Source organism: Hymenobacter polaris (genome assembly GCF_012927305.1).
GTDB classification, from domain to species: Bacteria; Bacteroidota; Bacteroidia; order Cytophagales; family Hymenobacteraceae; genus Hymenobacter; species Hymenobacter polaris.
Genome location: NZ_JABBGH010000002.1, coordinates 462,321 through 487,084, shown reverse-complemented (window position 1 = coordinate 487,084; position 24,764 = coordinate 462,321). Strand labels below are relative to the sequence as shown.

Below are 24,764 nucleotides of genomic sequence, written 5' to 3'. Positions count from 1 at the left end.
GATAACTAACCCATTTTACTGCCTTACGGCGCGGGCGGCTCACCAAGCAGGAGCTTGGTGCTACATCTTAATTTCACCTACCAATGGCAATACTTTCCCAAACCGAAGCCCAGGACATTCTCAAGAAGGTCATTGGCTACAGCACCGCCGATGAGTGCGAGGCTACCCTGAGCGGCACGCTGGAAGGCAACGTGCGCTCGGCGCGCAACTCCATCAGCACCTCGGGCGCCACCGACAACGTGTCGCTGGCCGTTACCTCGTACTTCGGCAAGAAGCAGGGCACCGCCACCTGCAACCAGTTCGACGACGCTACCCTGAAGCGCTGCGTGCAGCGGGCCGAAGAAATTGCGCGCCTGGCCCCCGATAGCCCCGAGCACATGCCGCTGCTCGGGCCGCAGCAGTACCTCAGCTCGCCGCAGTCGTTTGCCCAGAGCACGGCCGCCATTACGCCCGACTACCGCGCCCGCCAAATGGGGGCCAGCATGGACTACTGCACCAGCAAGAAGCTCACCTCGGCGGGCTTTCTTAACGACCGGGCGGGCTTCGTAGCCAAGCGCAACAGCAAGGGCCTGGAAGCCTACCAGCGCCTGACCAACGCCGACTTCAGCGTTACGGTGCGCACGCCCGACGGCACGGGCTCGGGTTACGCGGCCACCGACTACACCGACGTGAAGAACTTCGACGCGGCGCGCCTCACGGCCGTGGCCGCGGGCAAGGCGTCATCGTCGGTGGGCGCCAAGGCCATCGAGCCGGGCAAGTACACCGTTATTCTGGAGCCCAACGCTCTGGTTTCCAATTCCGACGCCTCGCTCCTAGGGGCCCTCATGCGCTCGTTCGACGCCCGCTCGGCCGACGAGGGGCGCAGCTTCCTGAGCAAGAAGGGCGGCGGCAACCGCAAAGGCGAAAAGCTGTTCGACGAGCGCATCACCGTTTACTCGGACCCTACCAACGCCGAGGTGCCCGACCTGACCTTTGCCGGCGACGGCCGCCCGCAGCAGCGCACCACCTGGATTGAGAAGGGCGTGGTGAAGAATATGTACACCAGCCGCTACTGGGCCCAGAAGAGCGGCATTCCGGACCTGCCCCCGCCCGGCGGCTTCATCATGGAAGGCGGCACCCAAAGCACGGCCGACCTCATCAAAGGCACCCAGAAAGGAATTTTGGTCACGCGCCTCTGGTACATCCGTCCCGTTGACCCGCAGACGCTGCTCTACACCGGCCTCACCCGCGACGGTACGTTCTACATCGAGAACGGCGCTATCAAGTTCCCCATCAAGAACTTCCGCTTCAACGAGAGCCCCGTTATCATGCTCAACAACGTGGAAGCCATCGGCCGCCCGGTGCGCCTGGCCGGCAATCTGGTTCCCCCGCTAAAGATTCGCGACTTCACGTTCACGAGCCTATCGGACGCAGTGTAGAATTTCAATTAGCAAAAGCGCACGTCATGCTGAGCTTGTCGAAGCATCTCTACTGAACAATGTTGCGCGGTAGAGATGCTTCGACAAGCTCAGCATGACGTGCGCCTTTGCTAATTGAAATTCTACTTCCCGAACTGCAGAGCCGCGTAGAGTTGAAACACGCGGTTTTGCAGGCGCGGGTCGTTGAGGCCGGTGATGTACTGGGCGTCGTTGATGTCGTTGAGGCCGGCCACGTAGCGGGCGCCCAGCGAGAGGCCGCTGAACTTGAGGCCGGCACCAGCAGCCAGGCTAAAGTCGGCGCCCTTATACTGGCTGGTAGCCGTTTGGCTGACTTGGCCGTAGCTGGCCGAGCCGTTGGTGTTGCTTATCTGCACCTTGCCGTCCTGGGTGGCGTGCACTAAGTAGCCGAACTGCGGGCCGGCTTCCACGAAAATGGGGCCTAGGGTCACTTTGGCCAGCACGGGCACCGTGAAGTAGTGCAGCTTGGTGGTGTAGTCGGTAAAGGCACCTTTTAGGTCGCCGCCCTGCACCGAGTATTGTAGCTCGGGCTGGATGGCCAGCGGGCCCAGCACGTTCCACTGGTAGAGGATGCCGACGTGATAGAATGTCTTGTAGGACGACGACTCGCCGTCGCGGCCCTGTAGCTCAGCGAAGTTGACGCCGCCTTTCACGCCGAACTGAGCGTGGGCCTGGGGGGCAGCGAGTAGCCAGGCTGCGCCGGCTACCAGCAGGAACAGAAACCGTTTCATAAGCGAAAGAAATGAAGGAAGTGGAGGTAGAAAGGGCCGCAGCCCGCGTAGGTTTAAGCGCCTAACGGCAAAATCGCCGTTTCCGATGTGTGCCCGCGCAACCTCAGCAGGCCCTTTTCATCTTTTGAGCCCTAGGGCCTCTTTTGCGTTCATGCCAACCCCTTTCACCTTCGTGCGCCTCAGCTACCACTCCGGCGACTGGGATGCCGTGGACGAGCGCATGCCGGCCAACCTGCTGCACTCGCTGGTGCAGTACACCACCGTGCCGGTGGTGGCCAAGGAAAAGGTGGTAGCGCTGGATAGTCCCGAGCTGTTTGGCTACCCCTTCTGCTACCTGAGCGGGCACCGGCTGGTACAGTTTTCGGCGGCCGAGAAGAAGAACTTCATCCAGTACGTGCGCAACGGCGGCTTCGTGTTTGTGGACGACTGCAACCACGACATCGACGGCCTGTTTGCCCGCTCGTTTGAGGCGCAGATGGCCGCCTGCTTCGGCCCAGCCGCGCTGCAAAAGCTACCCAAAACCCACCCGATTTACCACCAGTTTTTCACCTTCAAAGACGGTCCGCCCAACACGGGCTTCGAGCTGAACGGCTGGGGCGACGACCTGGTGCACGACTACCTCAAGGGCATTACCGTGAACGGCCGCCTAGGGGTGCTTTACTCCAACAAGGACTACGGCTGCGAGTGGGACTACGACTTCCGGAATAAACGGTTTTTAGCGGAAGACAACACCAAGTTTGGGGTCAATATTCTGCTGTATGCACTTTCTTGATTTATACAGAACGTCATGCTGAGCCTGTCGAAGCATCTCTACTGCGGCACTAATCCTAACGTTTGAAGTTACTTACGCGGTAGAGATGCTTCGGCAAGCTCAGCATGACCGCCTTTTTCACCGAGTAAATGACTGAACAAGACGTACAAACCCTGCTGGCTAAGCTGCCGCGGCTGAAGGCTGAAATTGGCAAGGTGATAGTGGGCCAGGAGCAGGTGCTCGACGAGGTGCTGGTGGCGCTGCTGGCCGGCGGCCACGCTCTGCTGGAGGGCGTGCCGGGCCTGGCCAAAACCCTGCTGGTGCGCACGCTGGCCCAGGCTACTGATTTGCCATTTCGCCGCATCCAGTTCACGCCCGACCTGATGCCCACCGACATTCTGGGCACCGAGGTGCTGGAGGAAGACCACGGCACCGGGCGGCGCTCGTTCAAGTTCAACCCTGGCCCCATCTTCGCCAGCCTGGTGCTGGCCGACGAGATAAACCGCACACCGCCCAAAACCCAGGCGGCCCTGCTGGAAGCTATGCAGGAAGGCCACGTCACCTACGCCGGCCAGGAGCACGCGCTGCCCAAGCCGTTCTTTTTGCTGGCCACCCAAAACCCCATCGAGCAGAGCGGCACCTACCCGCTGCCCGAGGCCCAGCTCGACCGCTTCTTGCTGTACGTGCGCATTGGCTACCCCACCGAGCAGGAGGAAATGGCCGTACTGAGCGGCACCACCGGCACCGCCCGCGCCGAAGTGGCCCCGCAGCTGGCCGGCGACGATATTCGGCAGCTGCAGCAGCTGGTGCGCCAGGTCAGCCTCAGCCCCGAGCTGCTGGCGTTCGTCAACCGGCTGGTGCGCGCCACCCGCCCGGCCACGTCGGAGGTGAAATTCATTAAGGAATACGGCCGCTGGGGCGCGGGCCCTAGGGCTGGCCAGGCGCTGATACTGTGCGCCAAGGCGCGGGCGCTGCTGCAAGGCCGCTTTGCCGCTACGCTGGATGATATTAAAACGCTGGCCCCGCCGGTGCTGCGCCACCGCGTGCTGCTCAACTTCAACGCGGAGGCCGAAAACCTAACGCCCGACGATGCCGTGGCCGAGCTGCTGAAGGTGGTGGCGATGTAGTAGCGCCAAAAAACAGATAAGACGGTCATGCTCATCTGGCGTCCGCTTGCCGAAGCATCTCTCCCGCATCATTGAACAAAGGCCCTAGGCGGCGTGGCAGAGATGCTTCGACTGCGCTCAGCATGACGTTCTTTTGGTCTTCTAGTAACCCCTAAATGCTCACCCCCGAACTCCTGTTTGCCTTGCGCAACCTGCCGCTGGCGGCCCGCCGGGCGGCCGAGGGCTTCCTGGCTGGTGCGCACGCCAGCCGGCGGCAGGGCGCGGGCATGGAGTTCAGCCAGTACCGCCCCTACCAGCCGGGCGACGACCTGCGCCGGCTGGACTGGCGCCTGGCCGCGCGCTCGGACAAGTATTTTTTGCGCGAATCGGAGGTAGATACCAGCCTGACGGTGAACCTGGTGCTGGACGCCAGCGCCAGCCTAGGGCACCTGGACGATAACAACCTGAGCAAGCTCGACTACGCCCGGCTGCTGCTGGCGGCGCTGGCCTACCTGGCCCAAAAGCAGGGCGACGCTGTGGGCCTAACCCTGTTGCTGCCCACCGGCCTGCGCCAGCTGCCCGCCCGCGCCGACACCCGCCAGTTACCGCGCCTCTACCACGCCCTCGAAACGGTGGCCGCCACCGGCACCTTCCCCGACGCCGCCACCTTGGCCCCCCTCACCGCCCGCCGGCAGCGCGCCCTTACGGTGTGCGTCAGCGACTTGTATGAGGAGCAGGGCGAGATAAGCCGGCTGCTTGCCCGCCTGCGCGCTACCAGCGGCGAGGTGCTGCTACTGCACCTGATGGCCGGCAACGAGCTGAATTTTAGCTACAAAGGCTCGGTTACGTTCCGCGACCTCGAAACTGGGCAAACCCTGCAGCTCGACGCCGACCAGCAGCGCGCCGCCTACCAGCGCCAGCTGCAAGCCTGGCTGCGCGATACCGCCCAGGCCGCCCGCCGCCAGGGGCTGGATTATTATTTACTGGATACGTCGCAGCCGCTGGACGGGGCGCTGCGGGAGTTTTTGAAACGCCGGCAACTGATGAGCTAACGAATTTTCCCGCAGAAGGCGCAGTGTTTTCGCAGAAGTCGCAGAGAACAACCTCCGCGGCCTCTGCGAAAACACTGCGCCCTCTGCGGGAAAAACTACTATGCTAACCTTCACCAACCCGTCGCTGCTGCCGCTGCTGGCCCTGCTGGTGCCGCTGGCCATCCACCTCTGGAACCGCCGGCCGGGCCGCGAGGTGGCCGTGGGCAGCCTGCGCTGGCTACAAGCCGGGGCCAACCGCCGCCTGCGCAACCTGCGCCTCGAGCAGTGGCCACTGCTACTACTGCGCCTGCTGCTGCTGGCTGGGCTGGTGGGCGCGCTAGCCGGCCCCGCCTGGCGGCCCCGGCGCACCCTAGGGCGCGGGCAGATTTTGGTGGCGCCCGCCCTGGCCGGTAGCCCCGCCCTAGCCGCCGAGCGCCCGCGCCTCGACTCGCTGCGGCGGCGCGGCTACGAGCGGCGCTGGCTGGCGCCGGGCCTGCCGCGCATCAGCCAGACGGCTAGCCGGGCCGATTCCCTAGGGATGCCGGCCGATAGCATTCTGGCCCTCGACCACTTGGCGAACACCCCGGATTTTTACGCCGAGCGCATCCGGCTGGCGGCCGACTCGCTGGCTGGGCAGCCGCTGCTGGCGCTTACGCCCGCCACTATGCGCGGCAACGGCGGCACCCGGCGCCCGTTGCCGGCGGGCGTGACGTGGCGCCTGCTGCCGCTGGCCGCCCAGGCCACCTGGCTGCAAGCCGCCACCAGCACCGCCGATAGCCTGCACCTGCTGCTGGGCCAGGGCACCGAGCGCCAGCTAACCTACCGCCTCGCCCGCGTGGCGCGGCCGCAGCCGGGCGCCCGGCTGGCGGTGGCCGGGCTGCCGCCGCTACGCTACCAGGCCGCCACTGCCACCCAGGCAGCCCGGCTGGCGGCCCTAGGGCCAGTCCCGGAGCCAGCAGTGCCGGTGCGCCCCGCCCCGCTGCGCGTGTGGGTGTATGCCCCCGCCGCTCAGGCCGCCGAAGCCCGCCCCCTGCGCGCCGCGCTGCGGGCGGCGGCCCTAGGGCTACCCGGCCCCCTGGCCCTCACCGTAGCCCCTACCCTACCCGACACCGCCCAGGCGCCCGACTGGCTGTTTTGGCTGGCCGACGCGCCGGTGCCGGCCCGGTGGCGCGGCGCCGTGCGGCGGGGGCTGCGCCTGTGGCAGTTTCCGGCGGGGGCCGGCCGCGCCGATACCAGCCACCTTACCCAGCCCCAGCTGGCCGCGCCCGTGGCCGTGTGGCGCCGGGCGGCCAGCCCCGCGCCCGGCGCCCAGCCGTTGTGGCGCGACGGCCTCGGGCGGCCCGTGCTCACGGCTACCCCCCTAGGGCAGGGCACTTATTATCAGCTAGCTACCCGTCTGCTGCCTGCCTGGAGCGAGTTGGCTGCCAGTCCCGACCTGCCCGCCTTGCTGCTAGAGGTGCTGCACCCGGCCTTCGACGCGGCCGGGCAGCAGCGCCTGGCCGCGCACGACCCGCGCCGCCTCGACCCCGGCCAGGTGCTGCCCGCGGCCGGTGCTACGGCCCGCCGCCCGGCCCCGGCTTTCGGCCCGCCGCTCGACCTGCGGCCCTGGCTGGTGCTGGCGGGGCTGCTGCTATTTGGGCTAGAGCGCGGGCTGGCGGCGCGCACGGCCGCTACGCCGTCTATGGTGGCATCTTAGCTTCTCTTTATCTTGATTTTCTAAAGCGCCTATGCCTACTACTGCCACGCACCCAGCGGCCCTCGCCGATGCCCGCGCCGGCTTGCACGCCGCCTCGCGTAGCTATGCGCGCCGCTACGCAGTGGCCCGGCTACTCCCGCTGCTGGCCGCTGGCGGGCTGCTGGTTGTGCTGGCGCTGCGCTGGCCGGCCGGCTGGCCGCTACTACTAGGGTTGGCGCTGGCCAGCCTGGCGGTAGTAGGCTGGCAGCTGCAGCCGCTGCGGCATTGGCACGCGGGCGCCGCCGCAGCGGCCCTCGACCGCCGCTACCCCATCCTGCAAGACAGTACCGGCCTGCTGCTGGCCGACGAAACGGCGCTGCCCCTGCTGCCGGGCCTGCAGCAGCAGCGCGTCACCCGGCACTTTACGGAGCTGGCCGCCACCGAGCCGCAGCTGCTTCCCGTTGCCTTCAAGAATAGCTATTTGCTCAGCGCTTTGCTGGGGCTGGGGGCCCTAGGGGTAGGGCTGTGGCCCAGCGGCCACCGGGCCGCCCCAGCGGCCGCGCCCGTGGCCGTGCGCCTGCACCCCGACCCAGCGCGGCCGGCCGGGGCGCCGGTGGGCCCGGCCCGCATCGAGCAGGTGCAGCTGCTGGTGACGCCCCCGGCCTACACCCGGCGGGTGGCGTTTGGGCCGGCGGGGGCCTCATTTAGCTGCCCGGCGGGCTCGCGGGTACGCTGGCTGGTGCGCGTGAGCGGGGCCGGCGCCGCACCGGTGCTGGAGCTGGGCCGCCGCCGCCTGGCCCTAGGGGCAGCAGGCCAAGCGCGCATCTACGCAGCCGAGCAGGTACTGAGCACCAGTACCTTGTATCGGCTGCACCTGGCTGGGCAGGTGTCCGACGACTACGCCATTGAGGTGCAGCCCGACCAGGCGCCCACCATCCGCATCCAAAGTCCGAAGCCCTACACCCTGATTGCGGCGCGCGGCACCCGGCCCGAGGTGACGCTGCAAGCCACCGCTCGCGACGATTACGGCCTCAGCCAGGCCGAGCTGGTGCTGACGGTGGCCACCGGGCAGGGCGAGGCGGTGAAGTTTCGGGAGCTGCGGCGCGAGTTGAGCGCCGGCCTGGGCCGCCAGCCCACCCAGGCGCCGCTGGGCAGCTTGCTGCGCCTGCCGGCCCTAGGGCTGCACCCCGGCGACGAGCTGTACCTCTACCTGCAAGCCCGCGACAACCACGGCCAGCGCGCCCGCTCGGATACCTACCTGGTGCAGTGGCAGGACACGGCCGCCGCGGCCAGCGCCCTCGACCTGGGCATGGGCGTGAACACCGCGCCGGCTTACTTCCGCAGTGAGCGCCAGATTATTATCGACACCGAAAAGCTGCTGGCCGAGCAAAAGAAGCTGACCGCCGCCGAGTTCGCCAACCGCTCCAACGCCCTGGGCTTCGACCAGCAAGCGCTGCGGCTGCGCTACGGCAAGTTTTTGGGCGAGGAAGCCGAGAAGGGCATGGGCGCCACCGCCGGCCCACCCACCGCCGACGAGCCCGCCCTGCCCACCGCCGAGGACGCCACCAGCCCCGCCCCGCCCGCGGCCGCCCCCGCCGAGCCCGACGACCACGACCATGACCACGCGGCCGTGGGCACCCGCCCCAACGACTCGCCCACCGCCGCCACCGACGCCCTGATGGAGCCCTACATCCACAAGCACGACGACGCCGAAACCGCCGACTTCCTGGAGCCCGCCGTGAAGGCCAAGCTGCACGCCGTGCTGGATGAGATGTGGGCCGCCGAGCTGCGCCTGCGCACCAACCAGCCCGCCGCCGCCCGCCCCTACGAGTACCGCGCCCTGCGCCTGCTGAAGGAAGTGCAGCAGCAAACCCGCGCCTACGTGCGCAAGGCTGGCTTCACCCCAACGCCCCTGCCCGAGGCTACCCTGCGCCTCACCGGCGAGCTAAAGGGGGCCGCCGCGCTCCACGAGCAAGCCACCTTGCCGGCCCCCGCCGCCCAGCCCGCCGTGCGCGTCGCCCTGCGCTGGCTGGCGGCCGTGCGCGCCGGCCAGCCCCCGCGCCCCGCCGATGCCCGCCTGCTGGAGCCTGCCGGCGCGGCCCTGGCCGCCGTGGCCGTGCAGCAGCCGGCCCTCTACCTACCGGCGCTCAAGGCGCTGCGCACCCTAGGGGCGGCCGTGCGGGCCGGCCAGCCCGCGCCCCCCGCGCAGCTGGTGGCCGCCGAGCAGGGCCTGAGCGCGCTACTGCCCGCGCCGGTGCCCGCCGCCGCGCCCACCCCGGCCCCCAACCGCTTGGCCCGCCGCTATTTCCAGGAGCTAAGCGAGTAGGCCGCTCGGCGCTTGGTGCCTCCTACTCACATAAAAACAATTATTTACTACCAACTTACCGCTTTTGCTGACGCCTGATTTTATTCGCTACGGCCTGCTGGCGGCAGCTGGGCTACTGGGCCTAGGGCTACTGCTAGCGGCTTGGCGGCGGCCCAACCGGCGCTGGCGGGTGGCGCGGCTGCTGGCTAGCGTGGTGGCCGTGGCGGCCCTGTGGCTGCTGGCCTACCCGCCCACCCGCCTGGTGCCCGCCCGCCGCAACGAGGCCATTTTGCTCACGGCCGGCTACTCGCCCGATACGCTGTGGGCGCTGCGCCGCCAGCTGGGGCCCGCCGCGCCGGTGTGGAGCTACGGCCTGCCCACCCCGCCGGCCGGCAGCCGCCCCCTGGGTAGCCTGCTGGCCCTGGCCGAGCGGCAGCCCGCGCTGCGGCAGCTGCACGTGCTGGGCCAGGGCCTGCCCGCGCCCGACCTACCGGCCCTAGGGGCGGTGCCGGTGCGCTGGCACAGCGCGGCCTACCCGGGCATTGCGGCGGCGTACTGGCCGCGCCAGCTGGTGCTGGGGCAGGTTTTTGAGGTAGAAGGCACGGTGGGACCCGTCGGCGCGGGCGCCTGGCTGCGCCTGCGCGGGGCCGGGGCCGGGCGCGACTCGGTGCGCGTGCCGGCCGCGGGCGGGGCCTTTCGGCTGCGCTACCGGCCTAGGGCGGCGGGGCTGCTGCTCCCCACCCTGGTGCTGCGCCCGGCCACCCGGCCGCCGGTAGCCGAGCCCCTGCCGGTAGAAGTGACCGACGAGCAAAAGCCGCCGGTGCTGCTGCTGGCGGCCGCGCCGGGCTTCGAGTTTAAGTTCTTGAAAAACAGCCTGGCCGCCGCGGGACGGGCGGTGGCCTTGCGCACGCCCGTCAGCCGGGGCCTGGTGCAAACCGAAGTGGTCAACCAGCCCGCTCAGGCCCTCGACCACCTCACGCCGGCGCTGCTGGCGCGCTACCCCCTGGCCGTGGCCGATGCCGCCGCCCTGGCTGCCCTGCCGCCCGCCGAAAGCCAAACCCTGCGCGCGGCCGTGCAGGGCGGGCGCCTGGGGCTGGTGGTGCTGGCCGGCCCCGGCGCCCTGCCGGCCGCCGTGCCGGGCCGCGCGGCTTTTAGCGTGCAGCCGGGCCCGGCCGATGCCGCGCCCACGGCCCTCGCCTGGCCCGATGCGCCGGCCAAGCTGCGCGCTGCCCTCCCCGCCAGCCTGCGGCCGGGGGCGGGCTTGCGGCCGCTGGTGCTGGCCGGGCCCAGCCAGCGGCCGGTGGTGGCGGCCCACCGCGTGGGGCTGGGCGCGGTAGTAGTGTCGGTGGTGCCCGAAACCTTTCGGTGGATGCTGCAGGGCGACTCAACGGGCTACCGCGCCTACTGGAGCCGCCTGCTGGCCGCCGCCCTGCCGCCGCCCGCCCCCGCCGCCGCCTGGCAGCTAGCCGAGGCCTGGCCGCGCCGGGGCTACCCGCTTACGCTGCGCCTAGCGGCCGGCCGCCTGCCCGGCCCCGCCGAGGCGCTGCGCGTGCGCCCGCTGGCCGGCGGCCCCGTTGCCCACCTGGCCCTGGCCCAAGACCCGCGCCTGCCCGAGTGGAGCACCGCCCCCTACTGGCCCGGCCAGGCCGGCTGGCACGAGGTGCGCGGACCGGGCGCGGCTATTTACCATTTTTTTGTGTTCGACTCGGCCGCCTGGCGCGGCCCCGAGCTAGCGGCGCGGGCCCGCAGCCAGGCCGCGCGCACTGGCGAAGCTCCGGCCAGCCGCTACTTGGTGCGCGAGCCGTGGCCGGCGGGCTGGTTGCTGGCGCTGTTTGTGCTGGCGGCCGGCTTTTTGTGGCTCGAAGAGAAGCTATAGCCGCGTGCGCCATTTGCCACCCCTAGGCCCCAGCGCTGCTGGCAAGCGCTGAACAGGCAGGCAGAACTCGGGGATTTTTCAAGGCGCCTTGCTAGCCGGCTGCTATACTGCACGCCCTGACTAGTGACAACTAGCTGGTTGCTAGAGTAAAAGCGGCGAGCCACGGCGTATAATCTGGCGGCGGCAACTATTTTCGGGCGGCCACGCAACGGTTGCGGGCCTAGGCCGGTCATGCCCCCGAACGCCCACGACGCGGGTGGGCGGCTCACTTTTCCTTTTCCATGTCTGGTACTGCTTCGGTCGTTTCGGAGAGCCTGCTGGCGGCGTGCCGTCGGGGCGAGGAAGCGGCGCAGCACCGGCTGTACAAGCTACTCGCCTACCAGCTCATGGGCGTGTGCCTGCGCTACTGTCCCAACCGGGCCGAGGCGGAGGATGCGCTGCAAAATGCCTTCGTCCGCATCTTCACCCGCCTGGGGCAATACCGCGGCGAGGGCCCTTTTGAGGCCTGGGCCCGGCGCGTAACCGTGCACACGGCCCTGCACGCGGTGGCCCAAAACCGCCGCCACACCGCTAGCGCCCCCCTCGACCCCAACGACGACTTCGACCCCCTAGCCCAGCTGCCCAGCGCCGACCCCTCGGCCCTGGAAACGCTGGCGGCCGATGACCTGCTACGGCAGCTGGCGGCCCTGCCCCCCGGCTACCGCACCGTGCTCAACCTCTACGCCATTGAAGGCTACTCGCACCCCGAAATCGCCGAGTTGCTAGGCATTTCGGAAGGCACCAGCAAGTCGCAGCTGTCGCGCGCGCGGCAGCTCCTCGCCCAGCGCCTGCGCCTGGGTGCTTCCCAGTTTACTCAACCATGAACGAAGGTCCTGATTTTCAACCCCGCCCCGACGACGATGACGCCCGCGACCCGCTGCTGGGCGCGCTGCGGCAGCGCCTGGGCGAGCGCTTCGGCCAGGAGCCGCCGCCCGAGCTGTGGGCCAGCATTCGGCAGCAGCTGCCAGCGGCCACGCCGCGCCCCTGGTGGCTGCGCAGCCGCCAGCTGCTAGCGCTACTGGTGCTGCTGGGTGGCGTGCTGCTAGGCGGCACAGCCGTGTGGTTAACCCAGCTGGCCCGGCCCACCCCCCGCCTGGCTCACCGGCCAGCTACCCAGCCGATAGCCCCTGGCACAGCCGCGCGCTTGTCCCGCTCGGCCGCCGGCCGCACTGCGGCTAACCTACCAGCTCCCGCCCCAGATGCGCTCAGCTTATCAGTCGCTAAATCAACTGCTGCTCATGCTTCGGTCAGCGTCCCTGCGGCGGCTATGCCGGGCTCTAGGGCCACTACGCCCAGTCTTGCGGCGCGCAACCAAACCCGGCCGGCGCTTGGCCCCGTCGGCAACGCCACCGCTACTAAGTCTGCTAGTCACTTGCTTGCTACGGCAACTGGCCACCGCCCGAAGTCAGGTATGCTGCTTGAAAAATCAGTGGTGCCAAGCGCACGCAGCGCACGCTCCGGCCTCAGGCTGGCCAGGGCTACCCCGGCCTCGAATCGGCAACCCACCGCGGCGGCACAGTTGGCCCAGCCTACTGGTGGGGAGCCACCCCGCGCTTCAGCAGCTACTACTGCCATTGCCGCGGATGGGCAGCCAGCGGCAAGTGCCCCGGCAACTGACCGGCAACTAACTGCTACTGCTTCTGCGGACCTACCAGCCCCTAGGGGCGCGGTTGCGGGGCACCGTCGGCGCCGGCCGGCTGGCCAGGCGGTCGCCGCAACTATGGCGCCTGCTACTACCCGGCAGTCGCGGCGAGCGGCTCGCCAGCCTACTGGCCTTGGAGAAATCACCACCCAACCAGCTGCTTCGGAAGCGGGTTTGCGCACGGCGGCAACGGCTACGTCGGTCCCACCCGCTGCTCTCGACTCATTGGCCGTGCGGCGGGTGCGCTTGCCCCTAGCGACGCTGGCCCTGCCGGCTCCGCTAGCCGCGCGGCCCGATTCGGCGGGGCCGTGGCTGCCGCCAGTGCGGCGCTGGTCGGTGCTGGCGCTGGCAGGCCCTACCATCAGCTACCGCGCGCTAGGGCAGCCCTTTAGCAATGTCCCAGTTTATACCACCAATCCCACTAATACGAGCACCTTTAGCGGGCGCAGCAGCTCATCTGCCAGTTTAGTTGACCTGGAGCGGCCGGCTGCGGGTCTAGGGGCGCAGGTGCAGGTTCGGCGGGTACTCACAGGCCGCTGGGCCCTGGCGCTGGGCGCGGGCTATCAGGAGTATGCCACGCAATTGAATTTACGGGTGCAAACCTACCAACTCACTGCGGGCACCCTGGTGCTCGACACGGTGCCTACGCTAGTACGCCAACGCGATACCTACCGCTTCCTGACGCTGCCCGTGCAGCTCAGCTACGCCCTCGGGCCGCCGCGCGGCCGCTGGTCGTTGGGCCTGCTGGCGGGCCTAGAGCCAAGCTTGTATATGGGCGGGCGCACCACCGAAAATAGCACGTGCAGCTGCCAGCAGCAGGTCTTCACGTCGGCCAGCGGCAGCCCCTACTCGGCGCTTACCCTCGGGCTTAGCCTGGGGCTGGATGCGCGCTACCGCCTGGGGGGACCGGCCGCCCGCTGGCAGTGGGTGTTGCAGCCCACGGGGCGCTACGTGGCCACGCGCTTCGTGCGGGCCGCAAGCCTGGCCTATACCCCGCGCCAGCCGTTCAGCTTCGGACTACTTACGGGGCTGGCCTGGGAGTTTTAGAAAATCACGCTCAACTTATCACTCAAGTAACCTATGCATAAGCTGCTTGCCTTACTTATGGCTGGCCTGCTACTGGCTAGTTGCCGCAAGCCCGACCTTTTGCTGTGCGGCCCTACCCAGACTACTACTGCCCCGCCCACTACCACTTCGCCAACTCCCACAACGCCTACTTCGAGCATCTCGCTGAATGCTTTTTTCTCGAAGTACGGGGCGGCAATGCAGCGCCGGGGCTTCGTGATTGGGCAGGGCCAACCCATCCGCACGGCGGGCGGGGCGGCGCTGTCGGTGGCGGGCGTAAATTTTGTTTCCAGCACTAACGCAGTGGCTCAGGACTCGGCCTATCTGTACTTGCGCGAGGTATATACCGTGCCGCAAATGGTGCTTAGCGACCTGCCTACCATGAGCCAGGCGGGGCAGCTGCTGGTATCGGGGGGCGAGTTTTACATGCAGGTGCGCGCCGCCAGTGGGCAGCGCTTGCGCGCGTTGCCCACGGCAAGTAGCCCAGCGCAGCCGGTGTGGCAGTCGCCGGTGCCGCCCGAGCAGGATACCACGCCCCAGCAGTACTGGCAAAAGCCCGCCGCAGAAGCCGATTGGACGCTGCTACCTAATGTGTTTGTGCAGACCGTGGCGCAGCCTACGTTGGTGGCGGGCCCTGCCTACCAAACCACTATGCTGCTCGATACCCTACTGTATCGCAATATCGACCAGGTATGGCGCTTTTACCAGGGTAGCGCTACCCTAGGCACCGTGGCAGTAACCACCCCTACTACGGCCGCCAATGAAACGCGCGTGCTGCTGCGGCCGGTGGGGTTTAATGGGCTATTTCGGATGCGGGCGAATAGCGCCAGTGGCACCAACTTACTTTGGACGGCCGCCCTTCCGCTGGGCGCTACGCTCAAGGCCGTTGTGCTGCAGTCGGTAAATGGCCAGCTTTATGTTGGTAGTCAATTATTTACTATGCAAAGCGCGGTAGCACTCACCCCACCCCTCACTGCTGTGAGCGAGGCCGAGGCTCTGGCATTCATTCAGGCTTTGTAACTGTCGATTTTTGGTAAATCCTTAGCTGTTACCGGTACTATATGAAAGGCTTCCCTTACTGCTTTGCGCTGGCTGCCAGTTTGCTACTGGGAGTTTTGTCCCAGCTGTCAGCCCAGGTGCTTGACCCCGCTTTTCATATTCCGGCCGTGTACCAGGCGGCACAAATAAGCGATGCTGCCCAGCAGCCCGACGGGCACTATGTGGTAGCCGGCACCTTTACCCAGGCCAACGGACAAGCTAGCGGCGGCCTAGCCCGCTTCGACGCGACCGGCACGCTAGATGCCACGTTTCAGCAAAACCTACGCGGCGTCACCGTAGCGGCCCGCAAGGTGTACCCGATGGCCAACGGCCAGCTACTGGTACTAGGCAGCTACCAAGCCGGCACTACGCAGCGCAAGTACGCCTTTCGGCTCAACGCTGACGGTACCCTCGACCCAACGTTTGAGTTGACCTTTCCGGGACTTTACCCTTACCCGGTGGTAGCGCAGGCCATTGTGCAGCCCGATGGGCGCATCCTGCTACTAGGCTACTTCACCAGCAGCAACGTCGAGCTGTGCCGCTTGCTGGCCGACGGCTCGCGCGACCCTAGCTTCAGCGTAACGCTGCTCAGCGGCTCGCAGGATACGCAAATGCTGCTGCAGCCCGACGGCAAGGTTATCCTCGGCGGCGACTTTACGTGGCTTAACGGGGAGCGCGGCTTTTTCATCGCCCGGCTCACTACCGATGGCAGCACCGATACCAACTTTCACTCGGCAGCCTACACCAACGCCCGCCTCTACATCACTGGCCTGGCACTCGACGCCAGCGGGCGGCTGCTAGTGGCGGGCTACGCGCAAAACGTGGTGGGCGGGCAAAACCGGGCGGTGTTTCGGCTGCAGCCCGACGGGGCGCTCGATACCAGCTTCACGCTCGATGCTAGCCTGGGTACTCGCAACTGCCAGCGCCTGGCCGTGCTGCCTAGTGGGCAAATCATGGCCCTTTTCGATGCCTACGATAGCAACAATCTCTCGGTGGCCTATCCCTTTGCGGCGCAGCTGGTGCGGTTGCTGCCCACCGGTGCGCTCGACAGTAGCTTTCAGCCAGGCAGTGGTCCCGATGGCCTGCTAACGGAAGTACGTACTCTGCCCAGCGGCGACGTGCTAACCTGGGGCGGCATCCACAATTTTGCGGGGCAGCGCCGCACGGTGGTGCTGCTGCAGGCGGGCACCGGGGCCCTAGCAACTAGCTTCGCTCCCCTGCTGCAACAACCCGGCGAAATTAGCCGCTTGAGTAGCCTGCCCGATGGCCGGCTGCAGGTGCTGGGCAAGTTTAATAGCGTAGATGGGCACCTAACCGACGAGGTGGCCCGCCTGCTGCCTACCGGCCAGCCCGACCCCACGTTTGCGGCCCGGCAACCCGCTAGCGCCAATACCAGCGCCACCACTTGGGCAGTGCAGCGCAACGGCCAAGTGGTGCTAGCAGGCCGGGGACTTACGGGCAGCTCGGGCGCCACGCAATTCTCCTACCTGACTCGCCTGACGCCCACTGGGGCGCTGGATGCCAGCTTCACGCCAGCCATTAGCTTATCGGGCCAAAACTTCATTTCGCTGCTGGCCGAGCAGGCAAGCGGCCAGCTTGTAGTAGGTGGCTTGTTTACGGATGCTGCCGGCCGCCCTAATCTCACCCGCCTCACCAGCAGCGGTAGTGCCGACCCCAGCTTTACGCCCCCGGCTGGGCAAAGCCCGGTGTACAGCGGCTTCGCCCAGCCCGATGGCAGCTTGGTGTGCGTAACGCCCCTAGCCAGCAGCAGTTATCCGGGCCGTCAGGCCGTGCAGCGCCTATCGGCCAATGGCCAGCCCGACCCGACGTTCAGCTATGCCCCTTTGCCCGCCACTTTCGATGTGTATTTAGAGCGTGTGTACCCGCTGCCAGGTGCGGCCGGCTACGCCACCAGCGGCGTTTTCGCTACGGGCGAGGTGCTGGGCTCACTTACTTCGACGGGGGCCGCGGTGCCAGGCTTCGCCACTCCGTTCCGGGCCATTCCGGGGCCAGCCGAGTCTTCATCGGGCGTGCGCGCAGTGCTGGCGCAGCCCAACGGGCAGCTGCTAGTAGGCGGCGCCATGCGCCAAGGCAGCTCATATAGCTCGCCCGGAGTAGCGCTAGCCCGGCTGCAAGCCAATGGGCAGCTAGATGCCACCTTCTCCACCTCGTTTATTCCCGTCGCTTCGGCCGCAAGCTACCGGGTCAATGACTTACTCGCCTTGCCCGACGGTTCTACGCTGGTGGGTGGCTACTTCCTGGAGGCGGGCGGGCAGCCGGCTACCGGGCTGGTGCGGCTGCAGGCGCCCGCCGCACTGGCTACTATTGGCAGCCAAAGCAGCCGCGCCGCCGTGCAAATTTGGCCAGTGCCCGCTCGCGAAAGCCTGCACGTACTGCTTGCCGCCGAGGCCCGGCCCCGGCTATTAACCCTGCTCAATGCCCTAGGCCAAGTAGTGCTGACGCAGCCCGTAACCCAACCCGATTTTACGCTAGCCACCGCGGCGCTGCCCCGTGGCTTTTACTTATTGCAAGTGGAATATGCCGATGGGGTAGCCATCCGGCGGATAGCACTGGAGTAGCAACCAGACGGCTGCAAAAAAGGCCTCCGCGTTGCGACGCGGAGGCCTTTTTTTAGTTGGCAGCACCCTAGGGCTAGTAGGCGCGGGCAAACCAGGCACGGCGCTGGCTGGGCCGGCCGGTCACGATGCACACGCCCTCCTCGTCGGGCTCGTTGAGGGGCAGGTTGCGCACGGTGGCCTTGGTTTCGTCCTTGATGCGCTCCTCGGTTTCGGCAGTGCCGTCGTAGTGCGCCACCACGAAGCCACCTTTGCCGTCGAGCACCGCCTTGAACTCGTCGTAGGTTTCGACGCGGGTGGTGTGGCTGGCGCGGTAGGCCAGGGCCTTGTTGTAGATGGTCAGCTGAATGTCGTTCAGCAGGTCGGCCACCAGCTCTACCACGTTGGCCAGGGGCAGGTGCAGCTTCTGCTTGGTGTCGCGGCGGGCGGCCTCGATGGTGCCAGCGTCAAGGTCGCGCGCGCCGATGGCTAGGCGCACGGGCACGCCCTTCAGCTCCCACTCAGCAAACTTGAAGCCGGGGCGCTCGGTGTCGCGGCTATCCACCTTCACCGAGATGCCGCGCTGGGCCAGCCCCTGCTGAATGGGCCGGATGCGCTCCATGAGCGCGTCCAGCTCGCCGGTTTTGTAGATGGGCACAATGACCACCTGGATGGGCGCCAGCTTGGGCGGCAGCACTAGCCCGTCGTCGTCGGAGTGGGCCATGATGAGGGCGCCCATTAGGCGGGTGCTCACGCCCCAGCTGGTGCCCCATACGTACTCCAAGGCGCCTTCCTTGCTGGTGAACTGCACGTCGAAGGCTTTAGCGAAATTCTGCCCTAGGAAGTGGCTGGTGCCAGCTTGCAGCGCCTTGCCGTCTTGCATCAAGGCCTCAATGCTGTAGGTATCGTCGGCGCCGGCAAAGCGCTCGCTGGCCGTTTTCACGCCCTTCACCACCGGCAGGGCCATATGCTCCTCGGCAAACTCGGCGTACACGTCGAGCATCTGGTGGGTTTCGTTCAGGGCCTCGTCGGCGGTGGCGTGGGCGGTGTGCCCTTCCTGCCACAAAAACTCGGCGGTGCGCAAAAACAGGCGCGTGCGCATTTCCCAGCGCACCACGTTGGCCCACTGGTTGATGAGCAGCGGCAAGTCGCGGTAGCTCTGAATCCAGGTTTTGTAGGTATTCCAGATAATGGCCTCCGAGGTGGGGCGCACAATCAGCTCCTCTTCCAGCTTGGCATTGGGGTCGACGCGCAGCTTGCCGGGGCGGTCGGGGTCGGTTTGCAGGCGGTAGTGGGTCACCACGGCGCACTCCTTAGCGAAGCCCTCGGCGTTGGTTTCTTCGGCTTCGAAGAGGCTCTTGGGCACGAACAGCGGGAAGTAGGCATTCTCGTGCCCGGTGCGCTTAAACATGTCGTCGAGTTGACGCTGCATCTTTTCCCAAATGGCGTAGCCGTAGGGCTTGATAACCATGCAGCCGCGCACGGCCGAATTTTCGGCGAGGCCGGCGCGCTTCACCAATTCGTTGTACCAGGCCGAATAATCTTCCTGGCGAGTAGGCAACTTTTTGCTCATAATAGCATCTAAGTACCGCTAGGTCGAGCTTAGGCCCGCGCCTGGCGATTTCGGTACGGCTTTTGCCCTAATAACTTTATTAGAACAGGCACCGTTTTGGGGCAAAATTACGTTAAGAGTAGTAGCTTAGCGAAGGTTTGTTTTTGAATGGCGCTTGACTGCCTGGCCGGCTGGCCCGGTGCTTCACTTAGCTTCCATGCCTAGGGTCCTTTATTTACTTTAACGTGCGGCTTCTCAGCCGCTTAACCACATTTTCACTCATGAAAAACCTGCTCACAGCCACGCTGCCGGCTTTGGCGCTGCTCGCCTTGGGCGGGTGCGCTACCTCCGGGGCGCTGACTTCTACCACGGAGAGCGACGGGGTGTATTACTCCTCGGCCGACAAGACTACCTCGAATAGTAACCTGAACTCGGTGTATGCCAACCGCGGCTACAACCAGAGCACGGCCGGCTCGGCTAACCCCGACGGCTTTGCTTACAACCGCCCCACCGACGTAACGGGCACGGCCGCCCCGGCCGCGGCCACCACCGACGATGCCAACCCCGACTACCAAGGCGGCACCGTAGCGCCTTCGGCCAACAGCTCGACCCTAGGCACTTCCTCGGATTACTACGTGGACAATACCTCCACTAGTCCCAGCGGCTTTGGCGTGCCCTACACCGGGCCCGGCGTCAGCACCTACAACTACTCGCCCAGTTGGTCGGTGTCGCCGTCGTTCTTCGGCTCGCCTTTCGGCTATGGAGCGGGCCTAGGCATTGGCTATGGCTACGGTGGGTTTGGCGGCTTTGGCTCGCCCTACTACGGCGGGCTCTACAGCCCCTACGCCTACTCTAGCTTTTACGACCCCTTCTACTCGCCGTTTTATTCCCCGTTCTACTCGCCCTTTGGCTATGGTTATGGGTCGGGCTTAAGCCTGGGCTTCGGCTACGGTGGGTTTGGTGGCTTTGGCTACCCGCTTGGTGGCTACTACGGCGGCTACTCGCCCTACTACTATGGCAGCGGCTACCGCAGCTACGGCTCGGCCGCACCCGGCGTGTATGGCGAAGGCCGCAACGGCGTGTTGGTTGGCCCGCGCGGCAGCCGTGGCGGCATGGTTATGAATGCCCAGCCTAACGGCGCCGTGGGCGCCAGCGGCGCTAACGCGCCGGTGAACATCGGTGGCGGCCGCCGGGGCGGCGGCATGGTAATGGGTGCCAACGGCATAGCCGCTCCTGCTCCTACCGCAAACAGCATCAGCCAGCCGAATGGGGGCCGCGGTGCCTTCTCCAATGGGGCGGCACTAGGCCAGCCCTCGGTAGCGGCGCCGGGTGGCATGCCCGTCGGCGCCGGCGCTAATCCCGGCAACCCCGGTGGCCGCCGCGGGGGCTTCTTCAGCGGCTTCTTTGGCAACGGCGCCAACAGCAACGCCAACAACGGCGGTATGCAGCGCGGCCAGATGAGCCAGCCGCAAGCCAACGGCGGCTTTGCCCAGCCGCAGCGCCGCAGCTACAGCCAGCCTAGCTTCAACCAGCCCCAGCAGCGTAGCTTCAATCAGCCTACGTTTAGCCAGCCCAGCCGCAGCTTTAGCCCGCCCAGTGGCGGCGGAGGCTTCGGTGGCGGTGGGGGCGGTGGCTTCGGAGGCGGTGGTGGCGGCGGGGGCCGCCGCGGCGGTCGCTAAACCTTACGCCATTTTCCACGTCTGAGCTTCTGTCACCCGAGCCGGTCCCTCGGACCGGCTCTTTTTTTGCCTAACTTTTCCACATATGAAACACGTATTTATAGGCCTGGCTACGCTGCTATGCGGTTTTTTGGGCCTCAGCCAGGCAGCGCGGGCGCAAGGAAGCTACGTGGATGATGCGCTGCTTTACTCGCGCCAGAACCCGGCCGGTACGGCCCGCACCCTGGGCCTGGGCGGCGCCAGCGCCTCGCTCGGCGGCGACTACGGTAGCATGACTACCAACCCCGCTGGCCTGGGCCTCTACACCAAGTCGGAGTTCACTTTCACGCCGGGCGTGGGCATCGGCAACGCCACCACCAGCATGGTGGCCAACGCGGCCTCGCTCAACTCGGGCGGCGGGCAGCAGTCGGCCAATAGCTTCAACATTGCCAGCATAGGGCTGGTATTTACCAACCGGCGGGCCGACAACGACGCCAGCAGCGCCTGGCGCGGCGGCTCGTTCGCCATCGGCTTCACCCGGCTGGCCGACTTCAACTACGGCTACCGCTACCGCAATTACACCGACGACAACCACTCGTTCTACCAGTTTTTGCGCGAGCCGGGCGGCTACCCCCAAAGCTCGGTGCTCTCGTCGGGCTACCAAAACACGCTCATTGATATTGACAATCAATACACAAGCGGCACCTATACCAACCTGGATGGCTTGGCTTACGGCAGCTTCGTGACTGGCCAGCTGCCTTATACCAAGGACGCGAATGGGAATCCTACTTCCTACCAAGTTAGCATCAACTACCCGCGTAGCGGGCAGATACAGCAGGATGGCGTGGTGCAGTCGAAGGGCGCGCTTTCGCAGTTCGACTTGGGTTACGGCGGCAACTACCGCGACCGGCTCTACATCGGCGGCGGCGTGGGCATCGTGTCCGTGAACCGCACGCTGACCAGCACGTTTGGCGAGAGCCAGAACGGTACGGAGAACTTCCACTACGACGATTACCTCAAAACTACCGGCACCGGCATCAATGCCCGCCTAGGCATCATCGTGCGGCCGGCCGATGCCATTCGCATTGGCGTTTCGGCCCAGACGCCCACCTATATCAGTCTCACTGACAGCTACCAAACTACTTTCACATCTAATCCCAGCTACGTGGTGGGCCAGGGCAGCAACGTGCTCAGCACTACACCCGGCACCTACGACTACAGTGTGACGCTACCTTTCCGCGCCAACGGCGGCTTGACCTTCCTCTTCAGCAAGTACGGCTTCATCACCGGCGACGTGGAGTATGTAAACACCGCCGCTACGCGCTTCAATCCGAACAGCAACGACAACACCAGCTCGTTTAGCGACGTGAACCAGACCATCAGTTCCGGCTACCAAAACACCGTGAACCTTAAGGTAGGCGCCGAGGGCCGCTTCGACATCTTCCGGGTGCGCCTAGGGTATGCGCGCTACGGCAACCCCTACGCCGGCGGCACCCTCGACCGCGGCCAGAACTACTTCACCGGCGGCCTGGGCTTCCGCACCAAGTCGTTCTTCCTCGATGCGGCCGAGGTGTACCTAGGCAGCAGCAAAGACCAGTACGCGCCCTACTCGCTGTACTCGGCCGCCTCGCCCATTGCCAGCATCAACGCCAACCGCGCCACCACCACCGTTACGGCCGGTTTCTTGTTCTAACCCTTGCCCCGTTTACCAAAAAAAGCGACCCTAAGGTCGCTTTTTTAGTTTAGGGATATCATCCCTGCGGCTACCCCACCCCCGGCCCCTCCCCTCCGGGAGAGGGGAACCACGGCAGCACTGCCATATGCAATCGTCCGGCTCCCCTCTCCCAGAGGGGAGGGGCCGGGGGTGGGGTAGCCACTAGCACCAAAAAGCCCCCTAAGGTAGCTATTCCAGGAAAGCTACCGACTGAGCTTGCTTGGCTACGCGCACCTCTAGCTGCAGGCCGGCCGATGAGCCCCCCGGCACGCCCACCACGCGCAGCAGCCCGAAAGAGGGCGGGGCGGCGCCGAAAGGCTTCGTGCGGAACGCATATACCTGGTTGACGGTCAGGCCAGTCAGCGACTGGCGCACCCGCGAAGCAGCCTGGCCGTACTGCTGCCGAATAGCAGTGGTATCCTGCGTGCCGTCGAAGCCCGTTTTATCGAGCGTGGTAAGGCGGAAGCGCGTAGCGCGGCGTTTGCCCGTGGGCCAGCGGTCAGAGGGCAGGCGCACCACGCTGCCCAGCGTATCGGGCGAGAACAGCCGCAGCCCGTCGATGGACTGCACCAAATCGGTGAGGCCCTGCTGGTCGGGCGTGGGGTTGGCCGAGGTACCCAGCACAGTGTAGGCCGGCAGGGCCAGGCCCGACTTGAGCTGAATGAAGCGCCGCGTGCCCACACCCCGCGCCGGCACGTTTAGCCGCAGAAAATAATCGTTGTAGAGCTGCGCAGAGTCGGCGCTAGTACGGCGGGCGGTGGCCGTGAAGGCCCGCGTCGAAGTGTTGCCGGCCGCGTCGGTGGCCGTGTACTCCCAGCGCTCGGCCCCGGCCGTGGTGCGCACGCCGAACACGCTGGTCAGCAAGAAGTTCTTGCGGTAAGGAGCCGCAAATACGGTATCGAGGTACACAATCTGCTCGTCCGTGGGCAGGTTATTGAACACGAAAGCCGTGAGGGGCACTGGGTAGGCAAACGGCTGGCGGCTAGGCCGGTACGTTACCGTCACACGCACTTCCTTCAGGCCAATACCCCCTAGGCTGTCGGCCGCCACAAAGACGCGCGTGGCCAGCGTGTCGCCCGCCCCCAGGCCCGTGCGGTTGCCCGAGGTGAAGCGGCTGGAGCCGATGAAGTACAGCTGCAGCGGCCCGCTCACCTTGGTGCAGGCCGCCAGCAGCAGCAAAAGAAACCCAGTAGCAAACAGAATCCGAGGCGTCATAAGAAGGCAAAGGTCGGGCCGGGCGGCGGCTTGGCGGCTAACGCGCACGGGGCCGAGTTATTTCTATCCGCGCCGCCGTGGGCCCGCCCGCCAGGGGCTGACCACCCAAAAAAAGCCCCGGCTGCGGATGCAACCAGGGCTTTCATTACCTAATTCAACGCGCCTACTGCCCTAGGGCCGGGTAGTCGGTGTAGCCCTTGGGGCCACCGGCGTAGAAGGTATCCTTGTCGCCGGGAGCCAGGGGCGCGTGCTGGGCAAAGCGCGCCACCAAGTCGGGGTTGGAGATGTAGGGTACCCCGAAAGCTACCAGGTCGGCCAGGCCGTCGGCAATTACTTTATTACCCTTTTCCTGGTCGAAGCCGCCGTTGATGATGAGCGTGCCTTGGTAGAGTGGGCGGTAGTGCTGCGCGATGTGGGGCTCGGCAAACTTGTTCTGGCTCACGTCGGTAAACGGCTCGCTCAGGTGCAGGTACGCCAGGTGGTAGTCGTTGAGGCGCTTCACGATGTAGTCGAACGTGGGAATGGTTTCCGCGTCCAGCGTCATGCCAAACAGGCCGTCGAGCGAGGGGTTGAGGCGCGCGCCTACCTTGCCCAAATCCACGCCGGCCGCTTTCATAGCGTCGAGCACATCGAACAGCAGGCGGGCGCGGTTCTCGATGCTGCCGCCGTACTCGTCGGTGCGAGTGTTGCTGGTGCCGTTGAAAAACTGGTGAAACAGGTAACCGTTCGACGAGTGGATTTCCATGCCGTCGAAGCCGGCCTCCAGGGCGTTTTTAGCCGCCTGCACGAAGTCGGCAATGGTTTGCTTGATTTGCGCGGTCGTCATGGCCTGCGGGGTCACCGTGTCCTTCATGCCGTCGGGCGTGTACACCTGGGCGTGGGGATTGATGGCCGAGGGCGCCAGCGGCAGGTTGCCGGCCAGCAAATCGGGGTGCGACATGCGGCCCACGTGCCAGAGCTGCACGAATATTTTGCCGCCTTGGGCATGCACGCCCTCGGTTACCTTGCGCCAGCCCGCCACTTGCGCGGGGGTATAGATGCCAGGCACGTTGATGTAGCCCGCCGCCTCGCGGTTCACGTAGGTGCCTTCGGTGATGAGCAAGCCCGCCGTGTCGCGCTGCTCGTAGTACTTCACCATCAGGTCGTTGGGGGCGTGCTCGGGGTTTTCGGCCCGGCTGCGGGTCATGGGGGCCATCACCACGCGGTTGCGCAGGTCCAGTTTATCGGAGTGGAAAGGGGTCAGAAGCGGTTGCTCAGCCATTATTTTAGTAGCAAAAGGAAATAGAAAAGCCTCGCGGGGAGGCATTCTATAAGCTCGCCGCCCACCCTTTTGTTTCATGTTGCTACATTAATTTAGCTTGGGGGGCCTAGGGCG

The 24,764-nt window shown here is 66.2% G+C and carries 17 protein-coding genes; 13 read left to right on the top strand and 4 right to left on the bottom strand.

Features of this window, described 5'->3' with window-relative positions:
• Positions 1-83 precede the first annotated feature (83 nt).
• Positions 84-1,418, top strand: coding sequence for a TldD/PmbA family protein (locus HHL22_RS12475; RefSeq protein ID WP_169531682.1), 1,335 nt, complete (start codon positions 84-86; stop codon positions 1,416-1,418).
• 122 nt (positions 1,419-1,540) lie between these two features.
• Here the strand turns inward: HHL22_RS12475 and HHL22_RS12470 are convergent, their stop codons facing one another.
• Positions 1,541-2,167: a porin family protein gene (locus HHL22_RS12470; RefSeq protein WP_169531681.1), complete on the bottom strand. Its 627-nt coding sequence runs from the start codon at positions 2,165-2,167 to the stop codon at positions 1,541-1,543.
• Between the two features lie 151 nt (positions 2,168-2,318).
• Between HHL22_RS12470 and HHL22_RS12465 the strand changes: the two genes are divergently transcribed.
• From HHL22_RS12465 to HHL22_RS12420, 10 genes are all read left to right on the top strand, one after another.
• On the top strand, positions 2,319-2,939 hold the full coding sequence (locus HHL22_RS12465; RefSeq protein WP_169531679.1) for a DUF4159 domain-containing protein: 621 nt from the start codon (positions 2,319-2,321) through the stop codon (positions 2,937-2,939).
• Between the two features lie 128 nt (positions 2,940-3,067).
• The gene (locus HHL22_RS12460) at positions 3,068-4,045 is read left to right on the top strand and encodes an AAA family ATPase (protein WP_169531678.1); all 978 of its coding nucleotides are present in this window, start codon (positions 3,068-3,070) and stop codon (positions 4,043-4,045) included.
• 155 nt (positions 4,046-4,200) lie between these two features.
• The gene (locus tag HHL22_RS12455) at positions 4,201-5,076 is read left to right on the top strand and encodes a DUF58 domain-containing protein (protein ID WP_169531677.1); all 876 of its coding nucleotides are present in this window, start codon (positions 4,201-4,203) and stop codon (positions 5,074-5,076) included.
• Between the two features lie 100 nt (positions 5,077-5,176).
• On the top strand, positions 5,177-6,751 hold the full coding sequence (locus tag HHL22_RS12450) for a BatA domain-containing protein (RefSeq protein WP_169531676.1): 1,575 nt from the start codon (positions 5,177-5,179) through the stop codon (positions 6,749-6,751).
• A 31-nt stretch (positions 6,752-6,782) separates the two neighbouring features.
• On the top strand, positions 6,783-9,056 hold the full coding sequence (locus HHL22_RS12445; RefSeq protein ID WP_169531675.1) for a DUF4175 family protein: 2,274 nt from the start codon (positions 6,783-6,785) through the stop codon (positions 9,054-9,056).
• A gap of 64 nt (positions 9,057-9,120) precedes the next feature.
• Positions 9,121-10,911, top strand: coding sequence for a hypothetical protein (locus tag HHL22_RS12440; protein ID WP_169531674.1), 1,791 nt, complete (start codon positions 9,121-9,123; stop codon positions 10,909-10,911).
• Positions 10,912-11,192: 281 nt separating this feature from the next.
• Positions 11,193-11,774 (top strand): RNA polymerase sigma factor, encoded by a 582-nt coding sequence (locus HHL22_RS12435; RefSeq protein WP_169531672.1) that lies wholly within the window; start codon positions 11,193-11,195, stop codon positions 11,772-11,774.
• Positions 11,771-13,639: an outer membrane beta-barrel protein gene (locus HHL22_RS12430; protein ID WP_169531671.1), complete on the top strand. Its 1,869-nt coding sequence runs from the start codon at positions 11,771-11,773 to the stop codon at positions 13,637-13,639. The genes HHL22_RS12435 and HHL22_RS12430 overlap by 4 nt, the downstream gene beginning before the upstream one ends.
• 57 nt (positions 13,640-13,696) lie before the next feature.
• On the top strand, positions 13,697-14,677 hold the full coding sequence (locus tag HHL22_RS12425; RefSeq protein WP_169531670.1) for a hypothetical protein: 981 nt from the start codon (positions 13,697-13,699) through the stop codon (positions 14,675-14,677).
• Positions 14,678-14,772: 95 nt separating this feature from the next.
• Positions 14,773-17,274 (top strand): T9SS type A sorting domain-containing protein, encoded by a 2,502-nt coding sequence (locus HHL22_RS12420; protein ID WP_169531669.1) that lies wholly within the window; start codon positions 14,773-14,775, stop codon positions 17,272-17,274.
• A 73-nt stretch (positions 17,275-17,347) separates the two neighbouring features.
• On the opposite strand, the gene proS is transcribed toward HHL22_RS12420, so the two are convergent.
• Positions 17,348-18,823, bottom strand: a complete 1,476-nt coding sequence (gene proS / locus HHL22_RS12415; RefSeq protein WP_169531668.1) for a proline--tRNA ligase — start codon at positions 18,821-18,823, stop codon at positions 17,348-17,350.
• A 260-nt stretch (positions 18,824-19,083) separates the two neighbouring features.
• On the opposite strand from proS, the gene HHL22_RS12410 reads away from it, so the two are divergent.
• Both HHL22_RS12410 and HHL22_RS12405 read left to right on the top strand, forming a co-directional pair.
• On the top strand, positions 19,084-20,481 hold the full coding sequence (locus tag HHL22_RS12410; RefSeq protein ID WP_169531667.1) for a hypothetical protein: 1,398 nt from the start codon (positions 19,084-19,086) through the stop codon (positions 20,479-20,481).
• Between the two features lie 85 nt (positions 20,482-20,566).
• Positions 20,567-22,153, top strand: a complete 1,587-nt coding sequence (locus HHL22_RS12405; RefSeq protein WP_169531666.1) for a hypothetical protein — start codon at positions 20,567-20,569, stop codon at positions 22,151-22,153.
• A gap of 210 nt (positions 22,154-22,363) precedes the next feature.
• On the opposite strand, the gene HHL22_RS12400 is transcribed toward HHL22_RS12405, so the two are convergent.
• Together HHL22_RS12400 and HHL22_RS12395 are read right to left on the bottom strand one after the other, a co-directional pair.
• Positions 22,364-23,389 (bottom strand): hypothetical protein, encoded by a 1,026-nt coding sequence (locus HHL22_RS12400; RefSeq protein ID WP_169531665.1) that lies wholly within the window; start codon positions 23,387-23,389, stop codon positions 22,364-22,366.
• A 163-nt stretch (positions 23,390-23,552) separates the two neighbouring features.
• Entirely contained in the window at positions 23,553-24,650 is a 1,098-nt protein-coding gene (locus HHL22_RS12395; RefSeq protein ID WP_169531664.1) for an alkene reductase, read from the bottom strand.
• Positions 24,651-24,764: the final 114 nt, after the last annotated feature.

What these genes read in the sequence shown, in the direction of transcription:
- HHL22_RS12475 (WP_169531682.1), top strand. Translation starts at nt 84, where the DNA reads ATGGCAATACTTTCCCAAACCGAAGCCCAGGACATTCTCAAGAAGGTC.
- HHL22_RS12470 (WP_169531681.1), bottom strand. Translation starts at nt 2,167, where the DNA reads ATGAAACGGTTTCTGTTCCTGCTGGTAGCCGGCGCAGCCTGGCTACTC.
- HHL22_RS12465 (WP_169531679.1), top strand. Translation starts at nt 2,319, where the DNA reads ATGCCAACCCCTTTCACCTTCGTGCGCCTCAGCTACCACTCCGGCGAC.
- HHL22_RS12460 (WP_169531678.1), top strand. Translation starts at nt 3,068, where the DNA reads ATGACTGAACAAGACGTACAAACCCTGCTGGCTAAGCTGCCGCGGCTG.
- HHL22_RS12455 (WP_169531677.1), top strand. Translation starts at nt 4,201, where the DNA reads ATGCTCACCCCCGAACTCCTGTTTGCCTTGCGCAACCTGCCGCTGGCG.
- HHL22_RS12450 (WP_169531676.1), top strand. Translation starts at nt 5,177, where the DNA reads ATGCTAACCTTCACCAACCCGTCGCTGCTGCCGCTGCTGGCCCTGCTG.
- HHL22_RS12445 (WP_169531675.1), top strand. Translation starts at nt 6,783, where the DNA reads ATGCCTACTACTGCCACGCACCCAGCGGCCCTCGCCGATGCCCGCGCC.
- HHL22_RS12435 (WP_169531672.1), top strand. Translation starts at nt 11,193, where the DNA reads ATGTCTGGTACTGCTTCGGTCGTTTCGGAGAGCCTGCTGGCGGCGTGC.
- HHL22_RS12430 (WP_169531671.1), top strand. Translation starts at nt 11,771, where the DNA reads ATGAACGAAGGTCCTGATTTTCAACCCCGCCCCGACGACGATGACGCC.
- HHL22_RS12425 (WP_169531670.1), top strand. Translation starts at nt 13,697, where the DNA reads ATGGCTGGCCTGCTACTGGCTAGTTGCCGCAAGCCCGACCTTTTGCTG.
- proS (WP_169531668.1), bottom strand. Translation starts at nt 18,823, where the DNA reads ATGAGCAAAAAGTTGCCTACTCGCCAGGAAGATTATTCGGCCTGGTAC.
- HHL22_RS12410 (WP_169531667.1), top strand. Translation starts at nt 19,084, where the DNA reads ATGAAAAACCTGCTCACAGCCACGCTGCCGGCTTTGGCGCTGCTCGCC.
- HHL22_RS12405 (WP_169531666.1), top strand. Translation starts at nt 20,567, where the DNA reads ATGAAACACGTATTTATAGGCCTGGCTACGCTGCTATGCGGTTTTTTG.
- HHL22_RS12400 (WP_169531665.1), bottom strand. Translation starts at nt 23,389, where the DNA reads ATGACGCCTCGGATTCTGTTTGCTACTGGGTTTCTTTTGCTGCTGCTG.
- HHL22_RS12395 (WP_169531664.1), bottom strand. Translation starts at nt 24,650, where the DNA reads ATGGCTGAGCAACCGCTTCTGACCCCTTTCCACTCCGATAAACTGGAC.